The following is a 16,765-nucleotide window of genomic DNA, read 5'->3' on the forward strand; positions in this document are numbered from 1 at the left end:
CTAGTCGTACACTCAGGTTTATGAGGATAGTGATGATCAGCATTTCCGACGCCGCCCAGGCCCATTTCCGTAAACTGCTGGAAAAACAGCCTGATGGCACCAATATCCGGGTGTTTGTGGTCAATCCGGGAACCCAGAATGCCGAGTGTGGCGTATCGTATTGCCCGCCCGATGCCGTGGACCCGGAAGATCAACACCTGCCCTTCAGCGGCTTCGACTGCATGGTCGATCCCCTGAGCGCCCCCTTCCTGGTGGATGCCACCATCGACTTCGTGACCGACCAGATGGGCTCCCAGCTCACCCTGAAAGCACCGAACGCCAAGATGCGTAAAGTGGCCGACGACGCGCCGCTGATCGAGCGCATCGAGTACGTGTTGATGTCCGAAGTGAACCCCATGCTGGCCGGTCACGGTGGCAAGGTCACCCTGGTCGAGCTGACTGAAGACAAACTGGCCATCCTGCAGTTTGGCGGCGGTTGCAACGGTTGCTCCATGGTCGATTACACCCTGAAAGAGGGGATCGAGAAGCAGCTGTTGGAGAAGTTCCCGGGTGAGCTCAACGGTGTGAAAGACGCCACCGAGCACCAGCGCGGCGACCACTCTTACTACTGATTTGCAGCCCTTGCAGCAAAGAAAAGGCCCCGCCATCTGGCGGGGCCTTTTGCATGGGTAATCGGCAGATTACTCGTCCTTCTTGTCTCGCGACAGCAGGGCGATGGCCGCCTCTTTCGGGTTCTTACCCTCGTAGAGCACCTTGAAGATCTGCTCGCAAATGGGCATCTCGACGCCGCAGCGGGCCGCCAGCAGATGCACCTCTTTGGTGTTGCGATATCCCTCCACCACCTGACCGATCTCGGTCATGGCGGTGTTCACATCCTTGCCAGCCCCGAGGGCCAGCCCGAAGCGACGGTTGCGCGACTGGTTGTCGGTACAGGTGAGCACCAGATCCCCGAGCCCCGCCATCCCCATAAAGGTTTTGGCATCGGCACCCAGCGCCGCACCCAGACGCTGCATCTCCACCAGACCCCGGGTGATGAGCGCGGTTCTGGCATTGGCGCCAAACCCGAGCCCGTCGGAGAGGCCGGCACCGATGGCGATGACGTTCTTCACCGCCCCACCCAGCTGCAGACCGACGAAATCCGGATTGGTATAGACCCGGAACGAGCGGCCACAGTGCAGCAGGTGGGAGAGATCGTCGGCGAACTCGTCGTGGGTCGAAGCGACCGAGATGGCGGTCGGCAGACCGGCAGCCAGCTCCTTGGCGAAGGTGGGGCCGGAGATCACCGCCAGCGGTATCTCGTCACCCAGCACTTCACGGGCCACATCCTGCAGCAGACGGCCACTGTCCGGCTCCAGACCCTTGGTGGCCCAGGCGATACGGGTATCGGGGCGCAGGAAGGGTTTGATCCGGGTCAGCACATCGCCAAATACATGGCTTGGCACGACCAGCAGCAGCACGGGGGCAGCTTGTACCGCACGTTGCAGATCCGCAGTCAGCTGCAGATCGGCGGGAAAAGGGACATCAGGCAAAAATGCCTTGTTGCAGCGGTCTTGTTCCAGCTCGGCGACATGAGCAGGGTCGTGACCCCACAGCAGGGTCGGATGACCATTGCGCGCCAGAGAAATGGCAAGGGCGGAGCCATAAGACCCCGCCCCCAAGACCGAGATAGCGATCTGGTCAGCCATTATCAGGCTTCCGCAGTCGCCTGCTGGGCCTGTGCTTGCGCCATGTGCTGGGCAAACAGGGCATCGAAGTTGACCGGTGCCAGGTTCAGCTGCGGGAAGGAACCCTTGCTCACCATGTTGGCCACGGCTTCGCGGGCATACGGGAACAGGATGTTCGGGCAGAAGGCAGCCAGGCAGTGAGCCAGTTGCGGCTCCGGCAGGTTGCCTATGGTGAAGATACCGGCTTGCTGTACTTCGCACAGGAAGGCGGTTTCGGTTTCCAGTTTGCAGGTTACGGTCAGGGTCAGGACAACCTCATACACGCTCTCAGCCAGGATGTTGGTCTTGGTATCCATATCCAGCTTGACGTCCGGCTGCCACTCTTTCTGGAAGATGTGCGGGGTATTCGGCGCTTCGAAAGAGACATCCTTGGTGTAAACACGCTGGATGTGGAATTCCGGTTGTACTTCCTGGTTGTTGATCTCGTCAGCCATTTCGTTTGATTCCTTGTTATATGGATAAGTGGGCTCAGGCCCTGCTTAAATCAGCGTTTCTTGGTTACCGGCAGATTTTCTGCACGCCATTGGGCCATGCCACCGCCGAGCACATAAACCTGCTTGAAGCCAGCTTTGCTCAGCTGACGGCCCGCGCCGCCCGCAGTCATTCCCGACTCGCACACCACTATGATGGGGGCATCTTTATGCTTTTCAACCGGGCCCAGGTTATTGCTCTGGATCTGGGTCAGCGGCAGGTGCTGGGCACCGGCCAGATGGCCCTTGGCGTACTCTTCCTGACTGCGAATATCCACCACGGTGGCATTCTCGCGGTTGATCAGCAGGGTCGCGGTGTGGTTGTTGACGGTTTTTACCGGGGACAAACGGGCACGCACAGTGGTGTAAACCAGGGTGCCAGCCAGACCCAACCAGGCTGCGGTCAGCAGCGGGTTACGGGCCGCAAAATCCAAATACTCTTGCATCTTCTACTATCCAGGGACCAAGACAAGGGCCCGAGTATACATGGGGGTATTGATAAGATCAGCCATCTTGGCGGCAAAGCGCGAGCAGGCTCCCATCATCATTGGGCATCGATCATGGCAGGAAGGGCGTGGCTTGCGGGGCCGCGGGAGCGCCCCTTGGCTATCAGGTGACTATTTCGGCAGATGTAGTAATATTACGCTAGTTTCATTTCCCGCATTTTTTCCAATCCGAGAGGACATAGTCTTATGTCAACAGCTAAGAAACCTTTGGTTCTGGTCATCATGGACGGTTGGGGCTACAGCACCAAGCAAGAGCACAACGCCGTCGCTGCCGCCAAGACTCCCAACCTCGATCGTCTGGCCCGTGACTACACCAGCACCCTGATCTCCGGCTCCGGTCTGGATGTCGGTCTGCCGGATGGCCAGATGGGCAACTCTGAAGTAGGCCACGTCAACATCGGTGCCGGTCGCATCGTCTATCAGGAGCTGACCCGCATCTCCAAAGACATCCAGGACGGTGAATTCTTCCAGAACGTCGAGCTGGCCAAGGCTGTTGACGCTGCCGTGACCAACGGCAAAGCCGTTCACATCATGGGCCTGATGTCCCCGGGTGGCGTACACAGCCACGAAGAGCACATCATGGGCATGATCGAAATGGCAGCTAAGCGTGGCGCCGAGAAGATCTACCTGCACGCCTTCCTGGATGGCCGCGACGTTCCGCCGCGCTCCGCCCAGTCCTCCATCGAGCTGTTCGATGCCCTGTTCGCCAAGCTCGGCAAGGGTCGTTTCGCCTCCATGATCGGCCGTTACTTCGCCATGGACCGTGACAACCGCTGGGATCGCGTGCAGCAAGCCTATGACCTGATGACCCAGGGCAAGGGCGAGTTCACCGCCGAGAGCGCCACCGAAGCCCTGGCTGCCGCCTATGCCCGCGACGAGAACGACGAGTTCGTCAAAGCCACCCGCATCGGCGAAGCTGCACCGATGGAAGATGGTGATGCGCTGATTTTCATGAACTTCCGTGCCGACCGTGCCCGTGAAATCACCCGCGCCTTCGTTGACACCGACTTCACCGGCTTCGTCCGTGCCGTTGAGCCGAAGCTGAACTTCGTGATGCTGACCGAATACGCGGCCGACATCAAAACTGCCTGTGCCTACCCGCCGACCGCTCTGGTCAACACCCTGGGTGAGTGGCTGGCCAAGCAGGGCAAGACCCAGCTGCGCATCTCCGAAACAGAGAAGTATGCTCACGTCACCTTCTTCTTCAACGGTGGCGAAGAGTCCTGCTTCACCGGCGAAGATCGCGAGATCGTGGCCAGCCCGAAAGTGGCGACCTATGACCTGCAGCCGGAAATGAGCTCCGAAGAGCTGACCGACAAGCTGGTTGCGGCCATCAAGAGCGGCAAGTACGACGTCATCATCTGTAACTACCCGAATGGCGACATGGTTGGTCACACCGGTGTGTTCGATGCCGCCGTCAAAGCGTGTGAAGCCGTTGACCACTGCATCGGTCGCGTGACCGACGCCCTGGCCGAAGTGGGTGGCGAGTGCCTGATCACTGCCGACCACGGTAACGCCGAGAAGATGCTGGACGAAGAGACTGGTCAGGCCCACACCGCCCACACCAATCTGCCGGTTCCGCTCATCTATTTCGGTCGCAAAGCCGAGGTGGTTGAAGGTGGCAAACTGTCCGATCTGGCCCCCACCATGCTGACCCTGATGGGTCTGCCGGTACCGCCGGAAATGACTGGCAAGCCCCTGATGATTCTGAAATAATCCTTCCCCATGCGGGGATGCGAAGTTATTTCACAGAAAACCAGTCGCGTCGGCCTGTTGGCCGGCGCGCTGTTTTTTTGCCTGTCGTTTGGCGCCAGCACACCGGCTTTGGCCGCCAATCAGCAGCTGGGCACCATGCAGTCCCAGATCAAAGAGCAACAGAAGACCATCAAGCTCAGCAAGCAGGAGCTTGCCAAGCTCAATACCCAGCTCAAGGCTGACGAGCAGGCCATCTCGGCCGCCGCCGCCAAACTCAACCAGACCAGGCAGCAGTTGAAGCAGAACCAGCAGAAGCTGGCGACCCTGCAAAAAGACAAGCTGGCGCTGGAAGTTCAAGCCAAACATCAAAAGCAGTTGCTGGCCAAACAGGCGGAGAGCGCCTTTCAGGCGGGCAACCACGACTACCTCAAACTGCTGCTCAATCAGCAGGATCCGGCCAAACTGAGCCGCTCGCTCGACTACTACGACTACCTCAACAAGGCCCGTATCGAGGCCATCGACGCCCTGCGCGCCACCCGCGACAAGCTGGCAAAAAACCAGCAGGCAACCAAAGAGACCGAAACCAGACTGCAAACCCTGCTTGCCGAACAGCAGGAGCATCACCAGACCCTGCTGGCCAGCCAGCAGAGCCGGGCCAAGGTGCGCAACAAGTTGCAGCAGTCGGTGCAGGATGACGAGCAGAAGCTCACCAAGCTGGTCAAGGCGGAGAAAGCGCTGAAAGCCCGGCTGGAAGAGTTGCGTCGCAAGCGCGAAGAGCAGGAGCGCCGTGAACGGGCCGAGCGGGAACGGCTGGCCAAGCTGAAAGCGGAGCAGGAGCGTCAGCGCAAGCTGGCCGAACAGCGCCGCGCCGAGCAACAACGACTCGCCGCCCAGCAGAACAAAACCGTCAAACCGGCAGAACCGGCCGAAGAGGTGGCCAGCAGCAAACCGGAGCGCGGCTCGGGCATCAGCAGTGCCGGTCACTACAGCGGCCTCAAGACCAATGGCAGCCTGCGCTGGCCGGTGCAGGGACCGATCCTCATCTCTTACGGTTCGCCGCGCACCGCCCAGCTTAAGTGGAAAGGCACCCTGATCGGCGCCAGCGAAGGAACTCAGGTCAAGGCGGTCGCACCGGGACAAGTGGTTTACGCCGACTGGCTCGATGGCTTCGGTATGCTGCTGGTAATCGATCACGGTAAGGGCTATATGAGCCTCTACGGTCACAATCAGTCGCTGCTTCGTCAGGTGGGCCAGAATGTGGAACAGGGTGAACCTGTGGCACTGGTCGGTGACAGTGGCGGTCAGGACAGACCGGGCCTCTATTTCGAAATTCGCTATCAGGGCGAGGCGATCAACCCGACCAAATGGCTGGCCAAGGGTTGAGTCAACCCGGCCGACAAACGCGTCACACGCTCACGAACAAAAGCCTGCATCACGCAGGCTTTTGTCGTTTCAGGAGCGCCCTACCCACTGTCGGCCTAATTTGATGAAAAATTACCTAATTTTTCGCTCGGCTCAGGGGAAGACAACCAGACCTATCTGCTCCAGCAAGGTCTGCTGCTGATCCTCGTTGATCTGCACCCCTTGCAGATCGACCCGCCGCAAATCCAGCCCCGGCAGGTCGCACTGGCGCAGATCGCAGCCCTGCAGCTTGAAGCTGGTCCAGTCGATCTGGCCAAACTCGGAGCCGCTGAGCTCGGAACCCACCAGCGAGGCACCAAACAGGTTGGCCCCCTGCCAACGGTTGCCGGTCAGCTCGCACTTCTCCAGCAGGCAGCCCTCGAAGCTGGCATAGCTGAAGTTGTTGCCGGTCAGATGGGCCTCGCAGAAGTAGCTTTTGGCGGTGATCTGGTTGGCGAAGCTGGCGTGGCTGAAGTTGATACCGACCGCCTGACAGTCGCGCATCTCCAACCCCAGACACTGGCTGCGGCTGCAATCGGCCATGGTGAGATCGCAGCGCAGGAAGCTGGCCTCGCGCAGATCGCAACCCTGCAACAGGCAGCCCCGTTCACTCTCCCGATCGTAGAAGCTGCAGTCGATGAAGCGGCTATCGCTCAAATCCAGCCAGGAGAAGTTGCAGCCGATAAAGCGGCACTCCGAGAACTGCTCCCCCTCCACATCCTGTTGCTCGAACCGGACATCCACGAACTGCTTGCCTCTGATCATCGGAAAACTCCTGCAAAAACGGCTTCATATGCTGACTTTATCCGCCAAAAACGGTAATGTTACATGTAACATCCACGCTGGAAACCCCTATGAGCCCCACCCGCAAGCGCCGCCCCACCCTGCAAGATATCGCCGACCAGACCGGCGTGACCAAGATGACTGTCAGCCGCTATCTGCGCGACCCGCAGACCGTGGCGGAGGGGACCCGCGAGCGGATCGCGGCTGTGGTGGAAGAGCTGGGTTATATCCCCAACCGGGCGCCGGACATTCTCTCCAACGCGACCAGCAAGGCGATCGGCATCCTGATCCCCTCCCTCTCCAACCAGGTCTTCTCGGCGGTGATCCACGGCATCGAGTCGGTGACCCGACCGGCTGGCTACCAGACCCTGCTGGCCCACTACGGCTACAGCCCGGAGCGGGAGGAGGAGCAGGTCGCGTCCCTGCTCTCCTATCACGTGGATGGGCTGATCCTCTCCGACAGCCAGCACACCGAACGCACCCGCAAGATGATCGCCACCGCCGGCATTCCGGTGGTGGAGACCATGGATCTGCCGCAAACCCCCATCGACATGGTGGTCGGCATGGATCATAGAGCCGCGGCCCGGGCCATGGTAACAGAGATGCTGCACCGGGGCCGACGCAAGGTGGTCTATCTGGGAGCGCGGCTCGACGTGCGTACCCAGCTGCGGATGGAGGGTTACTATCAGGCGATGACCGACTTCGGCCTCACCGGCCAGCATCTGCTGACCGAACAATCCTCCAGCTTCACTCTGGGGGGCGAGCTGCTGGATCAGGCGCTGGTGCGCTATCCCGACCTCGACGGCCTGTTCTGCACCAACGATGACCTGGCGGTGGGCGCCCTGCTGCAGTGTCAGGCCAAGTGGATCCCGGTGCCCCAGCAGATCGCCATCGCCGGTTGCAACGCCCTCGACATCGGCCACGCCATGACCCCCAAGCTGGCCAGTATCGCCACCCCGCGGGAAGCGATCGGTCGGGAGGCGGCCACCATGCTGCTGGCGCGTCTCAGCGGCCAATCCCAACCCGACACCCGCAAGGATATCGGCTTCTCCCTCTATGTCGGGGAGAGTCTGGGGTAATCCCTTCCCTCACCCACTTAAGTCACGCCGATAACAAACAGGCCACCCGAGGGTGGCCTGTTTGGTTTTCTGCACAACTGACGCTTAGCGTTTAACCAGCTCAACCGCTTCGCGGGAGAGGCGGGTCACCTCTTCCCAGTTGCCGCTCTTGACCGCATCGGCCGGCAGCATCCAGGAGCCGCCGACGGTGGCGACGCACTTGAGCGCCAGATAGTCGGCCACGTTTTTCGGGCCGATACCGCCGGTCGGGCAGAACTTCACCTGGGGCAGCGGCGCGGCAATGGCGGAGAGCGCCTTGGTGCCGCCGTTCGCTTCGGCCGGGAAGAACTTCAGGTGGTCATAGCCCGCTTCCAGCGCCTGCATCACTTCAGACGGAGTCGCCACGCCCGGGATCAGCGGTGCAGTGCTCTTGGCCGCGTGGGCCAGCAGGGCCGGGGTCATCCCCGGGGAGATGACGAAGCGGGCACCGGCAGCGACAGCTGCATCAAACTGCTCGCAGTTGAGCACGGTACCGGCACCGACCATGGCATCCGGCATCGCCTTGGCGATAAGGGCGATGGCATCGAGCGCCACCGGGGTGCGCAAGGTGATTTCGAAGACAGAGATGCCGCCGTCGAGCAGCGCCTTGGCCATCGGCAGGGCCTGATCCAGCTCGTTGATAACCATCACGGGTACCAGCGGGGAGGCGGCAAACACCTCGGCCGGGGTCACTTTCCAGTTCTGCATAGCTCTTCCTTAGTCAAAGATGGTGGCGCCACACTCGGCGCTCGATACCGCGCGACGCATCACGCTGAACAGTTCACGGCCCCACCCCTCTTGTTCCGGAGTGAGGTCAATCTCGGCCTGGGTACGGCCACTCAAATCGGTCAGGCAGTCGAGGCTGCCGTTTACCGCGTCAACCCGCAGCAGGTCACCGTCAGCAAGCAGGCCAATGGCCCCGCCGTGCAGCGCTTCCGGGGTGACGTGGATGGCGGCTGGGATCTTGCCGGAGGCGCCGGAGAGACGGCCATCGGTGACCAGCGCCACCTTGTAACCCGCCTTCTGCAGGTTGCCGAGCACCGGCATCAGCTTGTGCAGCTCCGGCATGCCGTTGGCGGCCGGACCATTGTGGCGCACCACGATAACGGCATCCTGATTGAGATCGCCCGCCTTGTAGGCCGCTTCCACCGCATGCTGGGAGGAGAAGACCCGCGCTGGCGCTTCGATAACCCGATACTCGGGAGCCACGGCGGAGACCTTGACCACGGCGCGGCCCAGATTGCCCGCCAGCAGCTTGGTGCCGCCAGTGGCCTGGAATACGCTGCCGGAAGGTGACAACACGCTCGCATCGCCGCTCTCACCGACCGGCTGCCATACCAGCTGGCCATCCACCAGTGCCGGACGGCTGAGGTAATCCTGCATCTCGCCAAACACCGGGGTGGCATCCATGTGGATCAGCCCATCTTCGGCCAGACGGCGCATCATCCCGGGCACACCGCCCGCCTGTTCGAAGGCGTTCACATCGGCTGGGCCGTTCGGGTACATGCGCACCAGCAGCGGCACCACATCGGAGAGATCGCTGATGTCATCCCAGGTCAGTACCAGACCGGCCGCGCGGGCCAGCGCCACCATGTGAATGCTGTGGTTGGTGCTGCCGCCGGAGGCGAGCAGGGCCACCAGACCGTTGACCAGCGAGCGCTCGTCCAGCACTGTGCTGAGCGGGCGATAAGCCGGAGATCCCGGGATCATGGCGCTGATGCGGCGGGCGGCCTCATCGGTGAGGGCGCGGCGCAGTTCGCTATGGGGATGCACGAAGGCGGAGCCCGGCAGCATCAGGCCCATGGCCTCGAACACCAGCTGGTTGGTGTTGGCAGTGCCGTAGAAGGTGCAGGTGCCCGCCGCATGGTAGGCGCCGCACTCCATCTCCAGCAGGGCATCACGGCCCACTTCACCGGCGGCGTACTTCTGACGCACCTTCACCTTCTCGTCGTTGCTGATGCCGCTCGCCATGGGGCCCGCCGGTACGAATGCAGTCGGCAGGTGAGCGTGGGAGAGGGCCCCCATGATCTGACCCGGTGCAATCTTGTCGCAGATGCCGAGCAGCAGGGTGGCGTCGAAGGTGTTGTGAGAAAGCGACAGCGCGGTCGCCTGGGCGATCAGGTCGCGGGAGAAGAGGGACATGTCCATCCCCGGCTGACCCTGGGTCACGCCGTCGCACATAGCTGGCACGCCGCCGGCGACCTGGGCACTGTGGCCCAGCTCGGCCAGTACCGCCTTGATCTGATCCGGATAGCCCTGATAAGGCTGATGGGCGCTCAGCATATCGTTGTAGGCGGTGACGATGCCGACGTTGGCGCGGGTCATATCGAGAATGCGACCCTTCTCGTCACTGCTGCAGGCGGCCACGGCGTGGGCCAGGTTGCCGCAGGCCAGCGCGGCGCGGGTCTTGCCCTGCTCTGCCTGACGCTGGATGCGGGCCAGAAATGCCTGACGACGGGCGACACTGCGCTCGCGGATGCGGGCGGTGACGTCGGAAATTACCTGATGAATCATTGGGCTTGCTCCAATGCTGTGACGGCGCGGTCAACCACCTGTTCGAAGGTGCCGTCTATATCAATGTGGAATACACCGGCTTCGCCATCCGGGCGCTCCAGAGTATCGAACTGACTTTGTACCATGCTTTCACGCATGAAGTGGCCCTTGCGGGCACGCATCCGCTCGAGGATCAGCGGCTGGCTGCCATCGAGGAAAATGAAGCTGACCGACTCGTTGCCTTCGCGGATCTGGTCGCGGTACTTCTTTTTGAGGGCGGAACAGACAATGATGCCGGTCTCGTTCTTCTGCTCGAGACTGTAGGCGGCGTCGCGGATCCGCTCCAGCCAGGGGGCACGATCCTCATCGTTGAGGGGGTTGCCGCCAGCCATCTTCTGGATGTTGGCCTTGGGGTGCAGGTCATCACCATCGATGAACTTGGCGCCCAGCGCTTCGGCCACTTTCAGACCCACGCTGGATTTGCCGCTACCACACACACCCATCACGATAATGCACTTACCCGCCATAATTTGACCTCTGTCCCACTTTTCAAAAAACCAGCTGTTGATGGGTTCTAATCTAACACGTTACCGGTAACATGTTACCGGTAACGATTAAAAATGTGAAGTCTGCCACAGACTGAGCAAACCCATAGTCACCTGGGCATATGATGTTGAGCCCTTGCCATAAATCTAAATAAATCATAAAGATATGGTTTGCCGACGGATCGGCAAGGTGTCACGACTGAACTTGGAAAAAGGAACGCATAACAATGTCTGACCTCTCCCTGATCATGACAGCCGCCGGCTCGATTGTGTTGCTGCTCTTCCTGGTGATGAAGGCCCGGCTCCACGCCGTGGTAGCCCTGATCCTGGTCTCCATGGTGGCGGGTCTTGCCGCCGGCATGAACCCGGCCGACATCGCCAACACCATCCAGAAAGGGATGGGTGGCACCCTCGGTTTCGTCGCGGTAGTGGTGGCGCTGGGCGCCATGTTCGGCAAGGTGATGGAAGTGACCGGTGCTCTCGACCGGGTGGCTCACACCCTGCTCGGCAAGTTCGGCGTCAAGCGCGCCAACTGGGCAATGGCCCTGACCGGCTTTGTCTGCGCCCTGCCGCTCTTCTTTGATGTGGCCGTGGTGCTGCTGATCGGCGTCGCCTTCGCCATCGTCCGTCGTGGCGGCGGCAGCGTGGTGAAGATCGGTATCGCCCTGCTGGCCGGTATCGCCACTTGCCAGGCCTTCCTTATTCCGGCGCCGGGCCCGATCCTGGTGGCTTCCCAGCTGGGTGCCGACTTCGGCTATATGATCCTGTTCGGCCTGATCGCCGCCGTACCGGCGTTGATCCTGGCGGGCCCGCTGTTCGGTGACTTCATCAGCAAGATCGTCGATGTGCCGCTGCCTGCTGATGCCCAGAACAGCGTTCACGATGACAGCAAATCCCTGCCCTCCTTCGGGCTGGCCATGGGCCTCATCGGTCTGCCGCTGCTGCTGATCGGCCTCAAGACCATCGTCGGTCGCTTCGTCGAGGCAGGCTCCACCCTGCACAACTGGCTGGAGTTCATCGGTCACCCCTTCACCGCCATCATGGTCGCCTGTCTGGCCGCTTTCTACCTGCTGGGTATTCGCCGCGGCATGTCCCGTGACGAGGTGATGAGCGTCTGCAACAGCGCCATCCAGCCCGCCGGTGTCATCATCCTGGTGACCGGTGCCGGTGGCGTCTTCAAGCAGGTGCTGGTTGATTCCGGTGTGGGCGCCGCGCTGGGCAACATGCTGGCCGACTCCGGTCTGCCTATCGTCGCACTGGCCTTCATTCTGGCCGCTGCGGTACGGGTGATTCAGGGCTCTGCCACCGTCGCCATGCTGACCGCCTGCGGTCTGGTGCTGCCGATGCTGGAGCCGCTCGGCCTGAACGGCGCCCAGCTGGCGGCCGTCACCATCGCCATTGGCGGCGGTGCCATCGTGCTCTCCCACGTCAACGACTCCGGTTTCTGGCTGGCGAACCGCTACCTCGGCCTGACCGAGAAGCAGACCCTGCAGACCTGGACCGTGATGGAAACCATCATCGGCACCACCGGCGGCGTGATGGCGATGATCATCTACAGCTTCCTCTGACAAGGGGGAAATGCTGACAAAAAGGCCTCACTCGTGAGGCCTTTTTCATCTTTCTGATGATTCTTTCTTTGGCTGAGAGGGCGAGATTGCTAGAATCGCCTATTCATCGCTCCGAGTGGAACGCTTAACCCCGTGATTTCAGGTTTATCTATGCATTCATCGGCCCATTATCGACAACTGCTGGCGCGCCTGCCCCAGATCGCCGTCGCAGCGGATCAGTTTGAAGTGCTCTATAGCGCCCAGGATTTCAAACGCCGCATTCTTGCGCTTATCGCCAGTGCCACCCGGCGCATCTATCTGGTCGCGCTCTATCTGCAAGATGACGAAGCAGGCCGGGAGATCCTCTCCGCCCTCTACGCCGCCAAGCAGCGCAATCCGGCCCTCGACATCAAGCTGTTCGTCGACTTCCACCGTGCCCAGCGCGGCCTGATCGGCAAAGGCAAGCAGGGCGGCAACCACCTGATGTATCAGGCCATGGCTGCCGAACACGAGCACCAGATCGAAATCTACGGCGTGCCGGTCAAAGGGCGCGAACTGCTCGGCGTGCTCCACCTCAAGGGCTTCATCTTTGATGATGTGGTGCTCTACTCCGGTGCCAGCCTCAACGACATCTACCTGCATCAGCAGGATCGCTACCGCTTCGATCGCTATCACCAGATCACCAGCCCGGAGCTGGCCCGCAGCATGGTCAACTATGTGGATGACCTGTTCGTGAAGAGCGACGCGGTGCAGCGACTGGATCACAGCGACATCCCCAGCGCCAAACAGCTGAAAGGGCCGATCCGCCGCTTCAAGCAGAGCCTGCGCCAGAGCCAGTACCGTTTCAGCACCATGCCGGTCAACACCCAGGAGGTGGCCATCACCCCCATGGTGGGTCTGGGCAAGCGCAACAATCAGCTCAACCTGATGATCCGCAATCTGGTGCGCGCCACCGAGCGGGAGATCTTCATCTGCACCCCTTACTTCAACCCCCCCAAGGAGTTGAGCAAGGATATCGAGGATCTGCTGCAGCGCGGTTGCAAGGTGACCATCGTAGTGGGCGACAAGACCGCCAACGACTTCTTCATTCCGCCGGAAGAGAAGTTCTCCACCATCGGTGGCCTGCCCTATCTCTACGAGACCAACCTGCGCAAGTTTGCCGAGCGCAACCAGCGTCACATCGACGACGGTCGCCTCAACCTGATGCTCTGGTGTTGCGAGCGCAACTCCTACCATCTCAAGGGGATCTTCGTGGATGACGAGTGGGCCCTGCTCACCGGCAACAACCTCAACCCCCGCGCCTGGGCGCTGGATCTGGAGAACGGCCTGCTGGTACACGATCGTCGCCACCTGCTGCGTCCCCAGTTCAACGCGGAGCGGGAGAACATCCTGACCAACACCAAGCGGATCAGCCACTTTGATCAGGTTGAGCAGATTCAGGACTACCCGGAACAGGTGCGCAAGCTGCTGGGACGGATCCACAGGGTCAAGGCCCACCTGCTGCTCAAACGCATCATCTGACTCCGGGCGCCATGCGCCCGCACCTTGCCTGTTGGCAGCCGCACAAAGGCCTCCCGTTTTCGGCAGGCCTTGGTTATATCCGCCGTTTCCCCCACTTTGACGGCCCAGCCAGCAGCAACTCGGCTTGCATCGGCCCCTCAACAACCCCTATCATCTGGACATATTTACAGTGTTTTCGGGCATCTAATTGATGAAATTGGATAAAATTCCTCTCGATAGCCTCAAGGGTGTCGGCAGCAAGATGCTGGAGAAGCTCGAGCGGCTGGGGCTGGCCACGGTACAGGATCTGCTGTTCCACCTCCCCCTGCGCTACGAGGACCGTACCCAGGTGTGGCCCATCGGCGATCTGCCGCCCGGCCTGCACGGCGCCGTCGAGGGCGAAATCCAGGACACTCAGCTGGTGATGGGGCGCCGCCGCATGATGGTCTGTCGCATCAGCGATGGCACCGGCACCCTCACCTTGCGCTTCTTCAACTTCACCGCCGCCCAGAAAAACAGTCTGGCGGCGGGCCGCCTGATCCGCTGCTTTGGCGAGGTGCGTCCCGGCAAATACGGGCTGGAGATGGCCCACCCCGAGTACAAGCTGCTCGGCGAGGAGCAGGCCGGTCAGACCGAAGAGGCGCTCACCCCCGTCTACCCGACTACCGAAGGGCTACGCCAGCTCACCCTGCGCAACCTCACCGATCAGGCGCTGGCCCAGCTCGACCTCTATGGCGTGGAGGAGCTGCTGCCCGCCGGCCTCTATCCCCACCAGATTGAACTGGCCGCCGCCCTGAAACTGCTGCATCGCCCGCCCCCATCGGTAGCGCTGCCGCTGCTGGAAAGCGGCCAACATCCGGCCCAGCAGCGACTGGTACTGGAGGAGCTGCTGGCGCACAACCTCTCGGTACTCAAGGTGCGCGCTCAGGCGCAAACCCAGCTGGCCCGCGCCCTCAAACCGGCGCCCGCGCTGGTTGAACAACTGCTCGGCGCCCTGCCGTTCAAGCCCACCGGCGCCCAGAGCCGGGTAGTGGCCGAGATAAGCAAGGATCTGCAACAGAGCCACCCCATGATGCGGCTGGTGCAGGGTGACGTGGGTTCCGGCAAGACGCTGGTCGCGGCGCTGGCCGCCCTGCAGGCTATCGGCAATGGCTGTCAGGTGGGCTTGATGGCACCGACCGAGCTGCTGGCGGAACAGCACGCCATCAACTTCGCCAAGTGGCTGGAACCGCTCGGCATCGGAGTCGGCTGGCTGGCGGGCAAACAGAAAGGCAAGGCGCGGGAAGAGTCGCTGGCCGCTATCGCCGATGGCAGCGTCAAGATGGTGGTGGGCACCCACGCCATCTTTCAGGAGCAGGTGGTGTTCCAGCGCCTCGCCTTGGTCATCATCGATGAACAGCACAGATTCGGGGTGCATCAGCGCCTCGCCCTGCGGGAAAAAGGGGAGCGGGAAGGGGTACATCCCCATCAGCTGATCATGACCGCCACCCCGATCCCCCGCACCCTGGCGATGACCGCCTATGCCGACCTCGACACCTCGGTCATCGACGAACTGCCGCCGGGCCGAACCCCCATCACCACGGTGGCGCTGCCCGACAGCCGTCGCGGCGACGTGATCGAGCGGGTCAAACTCGCCTGCACCGAGGGCAAGCAGGCCTACTGGGTCTGCACCCTGATCGAGGAGTCGGAGGTGCTGGAGTGCCAAGCCGCCGAGGATACCGCCGCCGAACTGCAGACCCTGCTGCCCGGCCTGCACATCGGGCTGGTGCACGGCCGGATGCGTCCGGTGGAGAAACAGCGGGTGATGGAGGAGTTCAAGGCGGGCATACTGCAACTGCTGGTCGCCACCACCGTCATCGAGGTGGGGGTGGATGTGCCCAACGCCAGCCTGATGATCATCGAGAACCCGGAGCGACTGGGACTGGCGCAGTTGCACCAGCTGCGCGGTCGGGTTGGCCGTGGTGCGGTAGCCTCTCACTGCGTGCTGCTCTATCATGCCCCCTTGTCCAAGACGGCCCAGAGCCGGCTCGGGGTGCTGCGGGAGACCAACGATGGCTTCCTCATCGCCCAGCGCGATCTGGAACTGCGCGGCCCGGGGGAACTGCTCGGCACCCGCCAGACCGGTCTGGCCGATCTCAAGATCGCCGATCTGGTGCGGGATCAGCCGCTTATTCCGCAGGTGCAAAAAATGGCGCGCTTCCTCATGGATAGGCACCCAAGCCATGTCGAACCCTTGATTCGCCGTTGGCTCGGCTTACGGGATCACTATTCCAATGCCTGATCGAAGTAGATGCAGAAGATGGGCACATGTCCTTATGGATAGGCATCCGAGTCATGTCGAACCCTTGATACGGCGCTGGCTCGGTCTGCGAGGCCACTACTCAAACGCCTGACAACACATCCCAAAACAGGAGGAAAGCAACCATGAATTCCTGGCTACGCGGCCTGCTCTACACCTTCGCCTTCCTGCTGCTGTTTGTCTGGGTTGCCCTCGGCCTGTTCGACGCCGAGCGCGCCAAAGGCCCCATCGCCAGCTGGATCAGCCAGCAGACCGGCGTGCCGGTCACCATAGGGCGACTGGTGTTCAGCCCGCTGCACCCTTACACCCTGCTGGCAGAGCAGGTGCGTTACGGCGATGCAGTCTCACTCGACAAGATCTATCTGGAAATCGAGAGCATCGACTGGCTGAGCCGCGACGTGCGCATCGCCCATCTCGATCTCATTCGTCCCGCCATCAAGCTGCCGCTGCCTCAATCGTTATCCGATCTGCTACCGAGCCTGCCGGTGCACTCCCTCACCATCAGTGACAGCACCATAGACCGGCTCAGTCTGGAGAGCCCCGAGCTGACCCTGCGCGGCCTCAATGCCACCCTGAGTGACTGGGAGCTGATCGACCCGAAACGGCAGCCACAGGCCAACCTGAGCCTCAATATCGGCCAGCTGGAGACCCCACGAGTTCACCTTCGCCCGCCTCAACCTGCAAGGAAGGCTGGAAGGGGAAGTG

14 protein-coding genes and 1 pseudogene are annotated in these 16,765 nt (G+C 61.6%); 8 read left to right on the forward strand and 7 right to left on the reverse strand.

From position 1 onward, the window contains the following. Positions 1-32 precede the first annotated feature (32 nt). Positions 33-611, forward strand: a complete 579-nt coding sequence (nfuA, locus tag ACTG1K_RS23615; RefSeq protein ID WP_005340636.1) for a Fe-S biogenesis protein NfuA — start codon at positions 33-35, stop codon at positions 609-611. A gap of 69 nt (positions 612-680) precedes the next feature. Here the strand turns inward: nfuA and gpsA are convergent, their stop codons facing one another. From gpsA to ACTG1K_RS23630, 3 genes are read right to left on the reverse strand one after another with little or no spacing between them, the layout of a single operon-like run. Continuing rightward, on the reverse strand, positions 681-1,685 hold the full coding sequence (gene gpsA / locus ACTG1K_RS23620) for an NAD(P)H-dependent glycerol-3-phosphate dehydrogenase (RefSeq protein ID WP_005356865.1): 1,005 nt from the start codon (positions 1,683-1,685) through the stop codon (positions 681-683). Between the two features lie 2 nt (positions 1,686-1,687). Further along, entirely contained in the window at positions 1,688-2,158 is a 471-nt protein-coding gene (gene secB / locus ACTG1K_RS23625; RefSeq protein WP_042054222.1) for a protein-export chaperone SecB, read from the reverse strand. Between the two features lie 50 nt (positions 2,159-2,208). Beyond that, positions 2,209-2,640, reverse strand: a complete 432-nt coding sequence (locus ACTG1K_RS23630; protein WP_005340640.1) for a rhodanese-like domain-containing protein — start codon at positions 2,638-2,640, stop codon at positions 2,209-2,211. 246 nt (positions 2,641-2,886) lie between these two features. Here ACTG1K_RS23630 and gpmM point away from each other — a divergent pair, with 246 nt between their 5' ends. Both gpmM and envC read left to right on the forward strand, forming a co-directional pair. Continuing rightward, on the forward strand, positions 2,887-4,416 hold the full coding sequence (gene gpmM, locus ACTG1K_RS23635) for a 2,3-bisphosphoglycerate-independent phosphoglycerate mutase (protein ID WP_421284604.1): 1,530 nt from the start codon (positions 2,887-2,889) through the stop codon (positions 4,414-4,416). Between the two features lie 9 nt (positions 4,417-4,425). Next, the gene (gene envC, locus ACTG1K_RS23640) at positions 4,426-5,778 is read left to right on the forward strand and encodes a murein hydrolase activator EnvC (protein WP_440004741.1); all 1,353 of its coding nucleotides are present in this window, start codon (positions 4,426-4,428) and stop codon (positions 5,776-5,778) included. 132 nt (positions 5,779-5,910) lie between these two features. Here envC and ACTG1K_RS23645 read toward each other — a convergent pair whose 3' ends face one another. Continuing rightward, a complete protein-coding gene (locus ACTG1K_RS23645) occupies positions 5,911-6,561 on the reverse strand; it encodes a Qnr family pentapeptide repeat protein (protein WP_374880129.1) in 651 nt (216 codons plus the stop codon). 89 nt (positions 6,562-6,650) lie between these two features. On the opposite strand from ACTG1K_RS23645, the gene ACTG1K_RS23650 reads away from it, so the two are divergent. Then, positions 6,651-7,658 carry a substrate-binding domain-containing protein gene (locus ACTG1K_RS23650; RefSeq protein WP_106844209.1) on the forward strand — a complete coding sequence of 336 codons (1,008 nt, stop codon included), beginning with the start codon at positions 6,651-6,653 and terminating at the stop codon, positions 7,656-7,658. An 84-nt stretch (positions 7,659-7,742) separates the two neighbouring features. Here ACTG1K_RS23650 and ACTG1K_RS23655 read toward each other — a convergent pair whose 3' ends face one another. Genes ACTG1K_RS23655 through ACTG1K_RS23665 form a run of 3 tightly spaced genes read right to left on the reverse strand, consistent with a single transcriptional unit; the run spans position 7,743 to position 10,696 of the window. Continuing rightward, complete coding sequence (locus ACTG1K_RS23655) at positions 7,743-8,384, reverse strand: bifunctional 4-hydroxy-2-oxoglutarate aldolase/2-dehydro-3-deoxy-phosphogluconate aldolase (protein ID WP_005342660.1); 642 nt, start codon at positions 8,382-8,384, stop codon at positions 7,743-7,745. Positions 8,385-8,393: 9 nt separating this feature from the next. Next, positions 8,394-10,190, reverse strand: coding sequence for a phosphogluconate dehydratase (gene edd / locus ACTG1K_RS23660; protein ID WP_440004742.1), 1,797 nt, complete (start codon positions 10,188-10,190; stop codon positions 8,394-8,396). Next, positions 10,187-10,696 carry a gluconokinase gene (locus ACTG1K_RS23665; RefSeq protein WP_005340649.1) on the reverse strand — a complete coding sequence of 170 codons (510 nt, stop codon included), beginning with the start codon at positions 10,694-10,696 and terminating at the stop codon, positions 10,187-10,189. The genes edd and ACTG1K_RS23665 overlap by 4 nt, the downstream gene beginning before the upstream one ends. Positions 10,697-10,941: 245 nt before the next feature. Between ACTG1K_RS23665 and gntU the strand changes: the two genes are divergently transcribed. From gntU to ACTG1K_RS23685, 4 genes and pseudogenes are all read left to right on the forward strand, one after another. Further along, a complete protein-coding gene (gntU, locus tag ACTG1K_RS23670) occupies positions 10,942-12,282 on the forward strand; it encodes a gluconate transporter (RefSeq protein ID WP_005355418.1) in 1,341 nt (446 codons plus the stop codon). Positions 12,283-12,432: 150 nt separating this feature from the next. Further along, on the forward strand, positions 12,433-13,782 hold the full coding sequence (pssA, locus tag ACTG1K_RS23675) for a CDP-diacylglycerol--serine O-phosphatidyltransferase (protein ID WP_193860903.1): 1,350 nt from the start codon (positions 12,433-12,435) through the stop codon (positions 13,780-13,782). A gap of 190 nt (positions 13,783-13,972) precedes the next feature. After that, the gene (gene recG, locus ACTG1K_RS23680; protein WP_368150119.1) at positions 13,973-16,042 is read left to right on the forward strand and encodes an ATP-dependent DNA helicase RecG; all 2,070 of its coding nucleotides are present in this window, start codon (positions 13,973-13,975) and stop codon (positions 16,040-16,042) included. 143 nt (positions 16,043-16,185) lie between these two features. After that, a pseudogene (locus ACTG1K_RS23685) lies at positions 16,186-16,765 on the forward strand (membrane assembly protein AsmA); the annotation flags it as partial.

The organism is Aeromonas sp. 102P (assembly GCF_051920345.1).
Taxonomy (GTDB): Bacteria; Pseudomonadota; Gammaproteobacteria; order Enterobacterales; family Aeromonadaceae; genus Aeromonas; species Aeromonas veronii.